7 protein-coding genes are annotated in these 12,476 nt (G+C 45.8%); all 7 read left to right on the top strand.

Annotated elements, in window-relative coordinates; translation table 11 throughout:
* The first annotated feature begins 8 nt into the window (after nt 1–8).
* Genes MUCPA_RS33475 through MUCPA_RS33445 form a run of 7 tightly spaced genes read left to right on the top strand, consistent with a single transcriptional unit; the run spans nt 9 to nt 12,473 of the window.
* The gene (locus MUCPA_RS33475) at nt 9–1,406 is read left to right on the top strand and encodes a glycoside hydrolase family 140 protein (RefSeq protein ID WP_008512794.1); all 1,398 of its coding nucleotides are present in this window, start codon (nt 9–11) and stop codon (nt 1,404–1,406) included.
* A 1-nt stretch (nt 1,407) separates the two neighbouring features.
* Nucleotides 1,408–2,328 carry a glycoside hydrolase family 43 protein gene (locus tag MUCPA_RS33470; RefSeq protein ID WP_008512793.1) on the top strand — a complete coding sequence of 307 codons (921 nt, stop codon included), beginning with the start codon at nt 1,408–1,410 and terminating at the stop codon, nt 2,326–2,328.
* Between the two features lie 22 nt (nt 2,329–2,350).
* The gene (locus MUCPA_RS33465; RefSeq protein ID WP_008512791.1) at nt 2,351–4,189 is read left to right on the top strand and encodes an exo-alpha-sialidase; all 1,839 of its coding nucleotides are present in this window, start codon (nt 2,351–2,353) and stop codon (nt 4,187–4,189) included.
* Nucleotides 4,189–5,667 carry a sialate O-acetylesterase gene (locus MUCPA_RS33460; RefSeq protein WP_008512789.1) on the top strand — a complete coding sequence of 493 codons (1,479 nt, stop codon included), beginning with the start codon at nt 4,189–4,191 and terminating at the stop codon, nt 5,665–5,667. The genes MUCPA_RS33465 and MUCPA_RS33460 overlap by 1 nt, the downstream gene beginning before the upstream one ends.
* Nucleotide 5,668: 1 nt before the next feature.
* Complete coding sequence (locus tag MUCPA_RS33455; RefSeq protein ID WP_008512788.1) at nt 5,669–8,467, top strand: glycoside hydrolase family 2 protein; 2,799 nt, start codon at nt 5,669–5,671, stop codon at nt 8,465–8,467.
* Nucleotides 8,464–11,241, top strand: a complete 2,778-nt coding sequence (locus MUCPA_RS33450) for an alpha-L-rhamnosidase (protein WP_008512787.1) — start codon at nt 8,464–8,466, stop codon at nt 11,239–11,241. Before MUCPA_RS33455 ends, MUCPA_RS33450 begins: the two co-directional genes overlap by 4 nt.
* Nucleotides 11,238–12,473 (top strand): sialidase family protein, encoded by a 1,236-nt coding sequence (locus tag MUCPA_RS33445; RefSeq protein ID WP_008512786.1) that lies wholly within the window; start codon nt 11,238–11,240, stop codon nt 12,471–12,473. Before MUCPA_RS33450 ends, MUCPA_RS33445 begins: the two co-directional genes overlap by 4 nt.
* Nucleotides 12,474–12,476: the final 3 nt, after the last annotated feature.

Below are 12,476 nucleotides of genomic sequence, written 5' to 3'. Positions count from 1 at the left end.
AATGATAGATGTATAAAAAAATAGCTGCAATATTAATTTTATCACTGGCATGTTTGGCTTTTACCATCCGTGATGCTGTTTTTACAGGCGGCAGGTTAAAAATATCGGCCAACAAACGATATTTCACTACAAGTGATGGCAAACCTTTTTTTTGGCTGGGCGATACCGGCTGGCTGTTATTTTCAAAATTGAACCGGGAAGAGGCTGATAAATACCTCGAAGACCGTCGTGCCAAGGGTTTTAACGTGATCCAGGTAATGGTTTTGCATACCTTGGGTGTGGTAAACGCGTATGGCGATTCGGCCTTGATCCATAAAAACGTAGCCACGCCGTTGGTAACAGCACGTAGTTCTTTCGACGATAAAACCCAGTATGATTATTGGGATCATGTAGATTATATTGTAGATAAAGCCGCCGAAAAAGGAATTTATATCGCGATGGTTCCCGTTTGGGGATCAAATGTAAAGTCGGGTGGCGTTAACCAGCACCAGGCTAAAGTGTATGCTGAGTTTTTAGCAAAGCGATATAAAAACAGGCCGAACATCATCTGGATGAATGGCGGCGATATTCCCGGAAGTGATTCTATTAAAGTATGGAAAACGATAGGCAATACACTGCACCAGTTTGATCCAACTCATTTAATCACTTTTCATCCCCGGGGCCGGACACAATCGTCCAAATGGTTTCACCATGAAAATTGGTTAACCTTTAACTGCTTTCAATCCGGCCACCGCGACTATAAGCAAGATACCTCTAAGGTTGATTTAAAATACGGCGAGGATAACTGGAAGTATATCAATTCAGACTATCGTAAATTACCAACTAAGCCTACGTTTGATGCAGAGCCATCTTATGAAGGCATACCCCATGGATTACACGATACCTTGGCGGCCCGCTGGACGGATGCCGATGTAAGGCGCTATGCTTACTGGTCGGTTTTTGCAGGTGGTTGCGGATATACTTATGGCAATAATTCGGTGATGCAGATGCACAGGCCTACAGATAAAAATGCTTCTTATGGTGCCAAAGCGGCCTGGTACGATGCCATCAATGATCCGGGAGCTTCGCAAATGGGCTATTTAAAAAACCTGATGCTATCACGTTCTTACTTTGACCGCGTACCCGATCAATCCATCATCGTCGCCGCAAAGCAAGGTAAACGCTACAACTATCTTATTGCTACAAAAGGAAAAGACTATGTTTTTATTTACACCTATAATGGCCGTAGTATAAACGTTAACTTAGGCAAAATAGCTGGCGATAAAGTGAAGGCCTCCTGGTTTAATCCCCGTAACGGCGAAATTAAGGCTATCGGGACATTTGCCAACACCGGCACTAAAGCATTTAAATCGCCCGGCGCCGTAGCCAACGGTAACGATTGGGTGTTGATATTAGATAAAGTGTAACATGAACAGGGCCTGGTTGTTAATCATATCGATACTATGCCTTACATCGTGCAAGGCAAAAAAAGAGGTATACCTCTTTACATCCTTTCATGAACCGGCGACGGATGGACTTCGGTTGCTGTACAGTACCGATGCTTACCATTGGACAGACCTTAACCACATATTTATCAAACCGCAGGTTGGCGATAAGGTAATGCGCGACCCTTCGATAGCGGAGGGAGCCGATGGTGTTTTCCATTTGGTATGGACATCGGCCTGGTCGGGCGGAAAAGGATTTGGCTATGCCGATTCTAAAGACCTGATCCATTGGTCGGATCAAAAATTGATCAATGTGATGGATGATGAACCGACAACGGTAAATGTTTGGGCTCCTGAGATTTTTTACGATGATGATAATAATCAGTTTATCATCGTTTGGGCTTCAACCATCCCCAACCGTTTCCCTATAGGCACCGAGACGGAGAACAATAACCACCGTTTATATTATACCATTACCAAAGATTTTAAAACCTTCACCCAAGAGAAGCTCTTTTACGATCCCGGCTTTAGCGCTATTGATGCCGAAATTATCAAGCGGGCTAAAAATGATTATGTGATGGTGGTGAAGGATAATACCCGGCCCAACCGCAATATTAAGGTGGCTTTTAGCAACAACGTTTTGGGCCCATATACAAAGGCATCCGATGCTTTTACCGAAAGTTTTACCGAAGGCCCTACAGTGGCTAAAGCAGGCAACGATTATTTGATTTATTTTGATGCTTACCGCGAAAAGATATTTGCCGCTGTTAAAACAACCGATTTTAAAACTTTTGAAAATATCACCAGGCAGGTTGTTGTGCCCACAGGGCATAAGCACGGCACTATTTTTAAAACCACTAAAAGGGGTTTAAATAAGTTAAAAAAAGAGTCGGGAGTTAACTGACCTGATTTTATGATGATAAACTATGAGAAGAGTTAACCGTATAGCTATATTCCTCATCGCGTCCTGCGGCTTTGTAAATTTACAGGCGCAGGATACCGTGCATTATACAGGCAGCACCTTGGTTAATGTAGACTACCATCATGGGCAGCTGGCCCCGGTGATTGGGGTACATAACATGCAGATTTTCCGCGCCAACCGCGAGCATTCCGAAAATGCGGATGGTTTTGGGTTTACTTATAACCACGCGCCGATGATGGCTTACTGGAACAATACATTTTATGTAGAATACCTGAGCGATAAAGTTGGCGAGAGTGTTCCGCCAGGGCAAACGCTGATGATTACCTCTAAAGATGGCAATAGCTGGTCGAAGCCAACAGTCATCTTCCCTCAATATCAAATACCCGACGGAACTACCAAGCCGGGGCACCCCGGAGTGGCCAAAGATCTGTTTGCGGTAATGCACCAGCGGATGGGCTTTTATACCAGCAAATCACATAAACTATTGGCTTTAGGCTTTTACGGCATTTGTTTAGATGCTAAGGATGACCCGAATGATGGCTTAGGTATTGGCCGTGTTGTGCGCGAGGTATTGCCCGATGGTAAATACGGCCCCATTTATTTTATCCATTACAACCCTGCCTGGAACGAGAAGAATACAAGTTTTCCCTACTATACCAGCAGCAAAAATAAAGGCTTTGTTGATGCCTGTAACGAGTTAATGGCCAACCCGCTGATGATGATGCAATGGGTGGAAGAAACCGATAAAAAAGATCCTTTAATACCTTTACATAAAGATTATAAGGCCTTTAACTTTTACCATTTGCCCGACGGAAGAGTTGTAGGCTTGTGGAAGAACGCGCTTACCTCCATAAGTAGCGATGGCGGTAAAACCTGGGGTAAGGTTATACGTGCACCTAAATTTATAAACAGCAATGCCAAAATATGGGGACAAAGAACATCGGACGGCAAATACGCCACGGTTTATAACCCTTCGGAATTCAGGTGGCCGCTGGCTATATCCCTGAGCGATGACGGCTTGGACTACAAAAATTTGCTTTTAGTGAATGGCGAAATAACCACCATGCGTTATGGCGGAAACTATAAATCTTACGGGCCGCAATATGTACGCGGCATTATTGAGGGCGATGGCATTCCTCCGGATGGAAAGCTGTGGGTAAGCTATAGCATGAACAAGGAAGATATCTGGGTATCTTCTATACCGGTTCCGGTAAATGATAAGGCGGCAAAGGATGCGAACGATGTTTTCAATAACCTGCCGATTGGTCAGGAGTTAAAAGACTGGAATATCTATAGTCCGCTTTGGGCGCCTGTGTCCATCAAACCCAAAAACGGTGTTAAGTGCCTGGCCCTGCAAGACTGGGACCCATTTGACTATGCTAAAGCCGAGCGCCTGGTGCCACCAACCAAGCGGTTAATGGCCGAATTTTCTATCATCCCCGATCAAAATACTAAAGGCATGCTCGATATTGAGTTTCAGGATGCAAAAGGTGCAACAGGAGTGAGGCTGACATTCGATCAGGATAGTACCTTCAAATCAAAGGCCGGTGCGCGCTATAAAAACCTGTTAAAGTACAAGGCGGGCGAGGAGTACCATATCAGCATCTCGTTAAACACCAACACTCGTTCGTATACGATGAATATCAACGGCAAAGAATTATCCACTCAATTGTTTTTTGCCCCGCTCGATAAAATTGAACGTATTGTTTTCCGCACCGGGGAAGTACGAACCTTCCCTAATGCCAATACTCCTGCCGACCAAACTTTTGATGTGCCCAACGCTGGCGAGGCCGACGCTCCGGCAGCATTTTATATTAAATCTTTAACCACAAAAAGCCTGTAATGAGCCGCTGTAAAATATATCTGTTCTTACTTACGCTCGCCACAGTGTGGCTTACATCAGCAACCTATGCCGAAATTGTATTGCCTCGGGTAATAGGGAGCAATATGGTTTTGCAGCGCCAAAAACCGCTGCCCATTTGGGGAACTGCAGCACCGGGTGAACGGGTAACTGTAAAATTTGCAAAACAGGCTAAACAAGCCACCGCAGATACCGCCGGTAATTGGAAAGTGATGCTCGACCCCCTGGCGGCCTCTGCCGAGCCAGCAGTCATGACGGTTTCCGGCACTAATACCATTAAACTCGAAAATATATTGGTAGGAGAGGTTTGGCTCTGCTCGGGCCAATCTAATATGGCTTACGAGATGCGTAAGAACAGCAAGGTTAGGAAACCAGATAGCCTCGACAAAAACTCGCCCGTTGACGAATTGGAACGTGCCCACAATCATGCGATCCGTATCTTCTGGGTTAATCAAAAAAACTTGAAAACCAGCGGCAACTATTTAGCTAACTGGAACATAGCCCAGGATTCGGCCCTCAAAGCATTCTCCGCAGCAGGTTATTTCTTTGCCAAAAATCTAAATCAGCAATTGCGGGTTCCTGTCGGTATGATATGTTCAGCTATCAGCGGAAGCCGGATTGAGCCATGGACGCCTGCCGAGGCTTACGATCTTTCGCCTTATTTTAAGGAGCAAGCCAAAGGAAAACCGGTAAAAATGGAGGGCGACCCAGGCAAGTTTTATCACAGCATGATAGAGCCATTAGCGCCCTTTGCTATACGCGGTTTTTTATGGTACCAGGGCGAAAGTGCCGTATACCTTGCAGAAACTATCAGCTACACTTACAAAATGCAGGCGCTGATCAATGCCTGGCGTAGTTTATGGAACGATGAGCGCAATACACTCCCTTTTTACTACGTTCAATTACCTCCATTTTATTATTCGCATAGCACCGGGAATAAAAGTGTGCTTACTCCGGAAACACTGCCTTTATTCAGGGAGGCGCAAGCTATCGCCCTTAATATTCCCAATACAGGGATGATTGTGACTACCGATCTGAACGACGATATTAAAAACCTGCACCCGCCCTTTAAATGGGAGGTAGGCCGTCGTTTGGCTTTATTGGCATTGGCTAAAACCTATGGCAAAAAAGTAGTTTATTCCGGCCCGATATACAAAGGCATGAAAATTACCGGCAATACCATTGAGCTCGAGTTCAACAATACAGGCAGCGCTCTCGTCAGCAAAGACGGTAAGCCTTTAAACTGGTTCACCATTGCAGGCAGCGATGGTAAGTTTGTGGAGGCTAACGCGGTTATTAAAGGCAATAAAGTAATTGTTTCTTCGCCCAATGTTCAATCGCCGGTAGCGGCAAGGTTTGCCTGGAGCGAAGATGCCCTGCCTAATTTTTTCAATAAGGCCGGTTTGCCAGCGTCGCCGTTCCGTACAGATAACCCTTTAAAATTCAGTAGCTATTTTTGATATGAAGTATTGCACCATCAAATTTCTGGCTTCCTGCTTGCTGCTTTTGGCTTCCTGCCCCTTATTCGCGCAGCAAACAGAAAAATTATACCTGTCGGGTACCGGTAGCGACCATACCGTTAACTGGCAATTTTATTGCACGGCGGGGCGTAACTCCGGTAAATGGACGAGTATCCCGGTGCCCTCAAATTGGGAGTTGCAGGGCTTTGGAAAATATAATTACGGCTTAGATAAAGATAGCCTTCGCGGAAAGGAGTCGGGGATGTACAAATATGAGTTTAAGGTTCCCGCATCCTGGAAAACTAAAAACGTCCAAATTGTTTTTGAAGGATCCATGACCGATACGCGTGTTAAAATAAACGGTACATCAGCAGGACCAATCCACCAGGGCTCATTTTATCGTTTTAAATATAGCGTTGCCAACTTGCTCAAATATGGCGAAATTAATTTACTGGAAGTAACTGTCGACAAACATTCGGCCAATGCATCCGTAAATGGAGCCGAGCGCAAAGGCGATTTCTGGATCTTCGGCGGCATTTACCGCCCGGTATACCTGGAAGCGGCACCCGCTCAGCATATCAGCCGCGTTGCGGTTAGCGGGAAGGCCAGCGGAACATTCAGCGCCAATGTTTTTTTGGATGGAATAAATGGTAGCAGTATAATCTCCGGGCAGATTTATACCCTTAGCGGGCAAAAGCTGGGAGCGCCTTTTCAAACCAGCGTTAAAAAAGGCGATACCATTGCACGTTTACAAACTAATGCCCCTTCACCTCAACTATGGTCGCCGGAGTTTCCAAACCTATACCAGGTGGAGTTCAGCCTGATTAGTAATGGCAAAGCGATCCATGTGTTGAAGCAGAAATTTGGTTTCCGCACCGTAGATTTCCGCGAACATGACGGCATTTACGTTAACAACGTTAAAATTAAATTTAAAGGGGTTAACCGCCATTCATTTTGGCCAACAACCGGCAGGGCGATGAATGAAACCTTCAGCATTGCCGATGTTAAGCTGATTAAGGATATGAACATGAATGCGGTACGCATGTCGCATTATCCGCCTGATGATCATTTCCTGGATGTATGCGATTCGTTGGGATTATTTGTTTTAGACGAATTAACCGGCTGGCATAATTACTATGATACCCAGGTTGGCTCGAAATTAGTGAAGGAGATGATAGATAAGGATGTGAACCACCCCTCTATCGTGATCTGGGATAACGGCAACGAAGGCGGCTTTAACTTTGACCTGGACCATTTTTTTACCGACTACGATATTCAAGAGCGCCCCTTGATCCATCCATGGGCTATTTATAAAGGGATCAATACCCAGCATTATATCAATTATGATTACGGCACTTATACCAACCTGCACGGCCACGATGTAACTTTCCCTACCGAATTTTTGCATGGTTTATATGATGGGGGAGCCGGTGCCGGCCTCGACGATTTCTGGGAGCTGATGTGGCGCACGCCGCTATCGGCAGGTGGTTTCATCTGGGCCTTTGCCGATGAGGACGTAGTCCGCACCGATAAAAATGGCGAACTGGATTCGGACGGTGATCATGCGCCCGACGGTATCCTCGGCCCATACCACGAAAAAGAAGGAAGCTATTATGCCATTAAAGAAATTTGGTGCCCCGTACACATGGAACCACGGGAAATCACCCCCGCTTTTAACGGCAAGCTACGATTAGAAAATCGTTATTTCTATACCAATTTGAAGCAATGTACTTTCAGTTACAAGCTGGCGGCATTTGATAACCCGTACAAAAAGGCTACAGTAGCCGCCAAAACAGGTTCCATTGCTGCGCCCGATGTGGCACCTGGCCAGTTTGGTTACCTGCAAATGCAATTACCTTCTGGCTGGCAAAATTATGATGCTTTGTACGTAACTGCTTATGATGTAAACCATCATGAATTATTTACCTGGAGTTATCCCTTAAGCAGTCATGATAAAATTGCTGCCGGTATGGTAAATACCGCAGGTAGCACTAAGCCAACCATTAAAGAAACCGATTCGCTCTACCAGATCAACGCTAACGGCATAGCCATCGACTTTAACCGCAATTCGGGTTTGCTGGTGAGCGTAAAGAACGCGAAAGGGATTATCCCGCTAACCAAAGGGCCGGTATTGGCTGAAGGCGGGGAGAAAACCGGTTTTCAAAAGCTGAGTTACCATTTTGATGGCGATAGCCTGGTGGTAGAAGCCGCATTTGAAAAGAAGGCTAACCAGGCTGCGCTGAAATGGACCATCTATCCATCCGGATGGGTAAAAATGAATGTAAAATACTGGCCAATTGGCGAGGAAGGGAATCTATTAGGGGTTAGCTTTTCGTATCCCGAAAAGGATGTGAAAGGCGTAACTTATTTGGGTAATGGGCCATACCGGGTTTGGAAGAACCGTTTGAAAGGAACCAGTTTGAACGTTTGGGATAAAACCTATAACAATACCATTACCGGCCAGCCTAATGTGGAATATCCGGAATTTAAGGGGTATTACTCCAACCTTTACTGGATGAAACTGAATACCATTACGCAACCTATAACCATTATTTGCGATAGCCGCGATGTATTTATGCGTTTGTTTACGCCTGCCAATCCTAAAAAGGTTTACAATACGGCACCGGCCTTTCCTTCGGGCGATATATCGTTTATGAACGGCATAACTGCTATTGGTACCAAATCGCAGAAACCCGATAAAATAGGTACCCAGGGCTTTCCGAATAAATATTTCGACTATTACAAGGACATTAACATGGCCTTATCCATCACCTTATACTTTGATTTTTCAGGCCGATGAAATTAATAAGAAACACATATCGCCTGTTATTAGCCTTATTGCTGGGCGCGGTATCTTCGGCTGTCTTTGGCGGCAAACTGCCGCCCGTACCGCAGTTGCAAAACCTGCGCTGCGAAATGCTGGTTGACCCGGAAGGGATTGACGCTGTCAATCCGCGTTTGAGCTGGGAGATCACGTCCGGAGAACGCGATGTGCAGCAAATTGCCTATCATATTTTGGTAGCATCTTCAGCCGAAAAGCTGGCAGCCAATACCGGCGACCTTTGGGATTCGGGTGTTGTAAAGTCTGGCCGCTCCGTCCAGGTAACTTACGCCGGGAAAATACTGGTCAGCCGCGCAAGTTGTTTCTGGAAGATAAAGGTAATCACCAGCAAAGGCGAAAGCAACTGGAGCAAAATGGCTACCTGGAGCATGGGCCTGTTAAAGCCAACCGACTGGCAGGCCAAATGGATTGGGCTCGATAAGTCTTTCGCATGGGATAGTGTTTCTAAGTTTTCGAGGCTTTCGGCAAGATATTTCCGCAAGGAATTTAAAGCTCAGGCAGCAATCAAAAAAGCCACGGTTTATATAGCCGGTTTGGGTTTGTACGAATTATATATTAATGGCACGCAGGTAGGCAACCAGGTAATGGCCCCATCGCCAACTGATTTTACCAAAGCGGTTAAGTATAATACTTATGATGTTACTGCGCAGCTTAAGCAAGGCGATAACGCTATTGGAACCATCCTGGGCAATGGCCGCTTTTTTACCATGCGCCAAAATTATAAACCGCTAAAAATTAAAACTTTCGGTTACCCTAAAATGCAGTTGCAGTTAGAGGTTTTATATGCCGATGGAACAAAGAAAATAATTGCCAGTGACGATTCCTGGAAAGTTACTACCGATGGGCCGATCCGCACCAATAACGAATATGATGGGGAAGAGTACGATGCCAATAAAGAACTAACAGGCTGGGCAGCGCCGGGCTTTAACGATGCATCCTGGCTGAAGCCCGGGTTAGTACAATCTCCCGGTGGCAGGGTAGAGGCCCAGATGAACGAAAAGATCAGGGTGGTAGATTTGATCAGGCCGAAATCGATCACCCAACTTAACCCAACTACTTATGTGATGGATATGGGCCAAAACATGGCTGGCTGGATTAAAATGAAGGTTAAAGGTACTAAGGGCCAGAAGGTTGAACTGCGTTTTGCCGAAACTACTAAGAGTGATGGTGAGCTTTACGTAGCCAATTTACGTGACGCCAAAGCCACTGATGTGTATACCTTAAAAGGTGGAGAAACCGAAAGCTGGCACCCGGTTTTTGTATACCATGGCTTCCGTTATGTGGAAATTGTGGGCTATCCCGGCACGCCAACCATAGCTGATTTTGAAGGCCAGGTAGTTAATGATGACCTGGAAAATACCGGGCGTTTTGAAACATCCAGTCAACTCGTTAACCAAATTTATAAAAATGCTTACTGGGGGATCCGTGCCAATTATAAAGGCATGCCGTTGGATTGCCCCCAGCGTAACGAGCGCATGCCCTGGCTGGCCGATCACGCCACCGGCTCGTACAGCGAAAGTTTTGTGTTTGATAATGCCAAACTCTATGCTAAATGGGTGGATGATATAGCCGATTCGCAAAAGCCAGAAGGTAACCTGCCCGATGTGGCGCCCGCCTACTGGAACTATTACAGCGACGATGTAACCTGGCCGGCTACCTACCTGATTGTGGCCGATATGTTGTATCAGCAATATGGGGATACCAAACCTATCGCGAAGCATTATGACTCGATGAAGAAATGGCTCGGCTATATGCAGGGCAAATACATGAAGGATTATATCCTAACCAAGGATAAATATGGCGACTGGTGCGTGCCGCCCGAATCGCCGCAACTGATCCACTCAAAGGATACCTTACGCGCTACCGATGGTAAGCTGATAGCTACAGCCTATTATTTCAGGCTGCTATCGTTAATGCAAAAATTTGCCAAAATTTTAAATAAGCCCCAGGATGCCCAACAATTCGAAGTTTTATCAGCCAAAATTAAAACCGCCTTTAACCAGCAGTTTTTTAATGATAAAACCAGCCGCTACAGCAATAACTCGGTAACTTCAAACTTGCTGCCGATGTATTTCGGCATGGTTCCCGAGGGTAAACGCGAGGCCGTTTTTAAAAATATCGAGGATAAGATCATGATTGATAATACGGGCCATATCAGCACCGGCGTTATCGGCACGCAATGGTTGATGCGCAGCTTAACGGATAACCAACGGACAGATATTGCCTATCATATCGTATCCAATACCGATTACCCAAGCTGGGGCTACATGGTAAACAAAGGGGCTACCACATTTTGGGAGCTATGGAATGGCGATACGGCAAACCCGCAGATGAATTCGCAAAACCACGTGATGTTATTGGGTGATTTGCTGGTATGGTTTTACGAAGATCTTGCCGGTATTAAAACCAACCCTTTGCAGCCCGCCTTCAAACAATTGATGATGAAACCGGAGCCGGTTGAGGGATTAGATTTTGTAAACGCCAGCTATCATTCTATCCAGGGGATGATCAGCAGCAACTGGAAAAAAGACGGTAAGACCTTTACCTGGAATATTACCATCCCGGCGAACGCCAGCGCTGTAATTTATGTACCGGCAACATCCGAGGCAGGTGTTTTTGAGTCTGATAAAAAGGCAGCCGTATCAGAAGGTGTTCAGTTCATCAGGATGGAAAAAGACAGGGCTGTGTTCAAAATCAGCTCAGGTAATTATTCATTTAAATCAGCACTATGAAAACAGATATTAAAAACTTCGCGATTGGGCTTTTAAAAACACGTAATTGTCCCGGCGAAATACAAAATAGCCGGGCCGGAAGGCTGGCTAATGTAAGCTTAAAAGGCTTCCTGTTATGTCCGCTGTTATGCCTTATCATGGTTTCGTCTTTTGCTCAAATCCCTAATCCCTGGCGCAAAGGAATCCTTACCGATGAGTTCATTTACGAAAAAGCTCCTTTTCCAGAGTGTCATGCCGCCACGATAGCCGAAACTGACGAAGGCTTGGTGGCCGCCTGGTTTGGCGGGACCAAAGAACGCAACCCTGATGTATGTATCTGGATAAGCCGTCAAAAGAAAAACGGGAAATGGTCTACCCCCGAAAACGTAGCCAACGGTATTCAGCCTGACACCACTCGCTATGCTTGCTGGAACCCGGTTTTATACCAGGTGCCCCACGGACAATTGATTTTATTTTACAAAATTGGCCCTAAACCGGCCACATGGAAAGGCTTTTACAAAACATCCGACGACGGTGGCAAAACCTGGTCGGAGCAACAGGCGCTCCCTAACAGCATTTTAGGACCCATCAAAAACAAACCGGTGTTGCTGAGCAACGGCCAGCTTTTATCACCATCGAGCACCGAAGAAAAAGGCTGGGACGTGCATTTTGAAATGAGCCCCGACAATGGTAAAACCTGGAAACTGATTGGCCCCGTAGCCGATGGCGAAACCCAGGGTGGCATACAACCCAGTATTTTGTTTCACAAAAATGGCAGCTTGCAGGCCCTGTGCCGCAGTAAGGATAGGGCTATTGTTGAAACTTGGTCAACCGATAATGGTTTAACCTGGTCGCCACTGGCTAAAACATCCTTGCCCAATAATAATTCGGGCACCGACGCGGTAACTTTAAAAGATGGCCGCCAATTATTGGTTTATAACCATGTGCTTCCCCCAGGTAAATTAGCTAAAGGTGCGCGTACGCCCTTAAATGTGGCGCTATCTAAAGATGGTAAAAAATGGTTTGCCTCGTTAATTCTCGAAGATTCGCCTATCAGCCAATATTCTTACCCTGCCGTTATACAAACCAGCGACGGCCTGGTGCATTTTGTTTATACCTGGCGCAGGCAACGCATCAAGCATGTAGTTGTTGATCCGTCGAAGCTCAAAATGGTTGAAATTAAAAACGGCGAATGGCCTAAAGTACAGGGCTATACCCTGCCTGTGGTAACCGGCGATACTAAAGATTTATAGTTT

Origin of the sequence: Mucilaginibacter paludis DSM 18603, from assembly GCF_000166195.2 — a bacterium.
Taxonomy (GTDB): Bacteria; Bacteroidota; Bacteroidia; order Sphingobacteriales; family Sphingobacteriaceae; genus Mucilaginibacter; species Mucilaginibacter paludis.
This window is presented reverse-complemented; position numbering and strand designations above follow the sequence as displayed.

Bases quoted from the DNA above. Each gene is read 5' to 3' on its own strand.
- MUCPA_RS33475 (WP_008512794.1), top strand. From the start codon at position 9: ATGTATAAAAAAATAGCTGCAATATTAATTTTATCACTGGCATGTTTG.
- MUCPA_RS33470 (WP_008512793.1), top strand. From the start codon at position 1,408: ATGAACAGGGCCTGGTTGTTAATCATATCGATACTATGCCTTACATCG.
- MUCPA_RS33465 (WP_008512791.1), top strand. From the start codon at position 2,351: ATGAGAAGAGTTAACCGTATAGCTATATTCCTCATCGCGTCCTGCGGC.
- MUCPA_RS33460 (WP_008512789.1), top strand. From the start codon at position 4,189: ATGAGCCGCTGTAAAATATATCTGTTCTTACTTACGCTCGCCACAGTG.
- MUCPA_RS33455 (WP_008512788.1), top strand. From the start codon at position 5,669: ATGAAGTATTGCACCATCAAATTTCTGGCTTCCTGCTTGCTGCTTTTG.
- MUCPA_RS33450 (WP_008512787.1), top strand. From the start codon at position 8,464: ATGAAATTAATAAGAAACACATATCGCCTGTTATTAGCCTTATTGCTG.
- MUCPA_RS33445 (WP_008512786.1), top strand. From the start codon at position 11,238: ATGAAAACAGATATTAAAAACTTCGCGATTGGGCTTTTAAAAACACGT.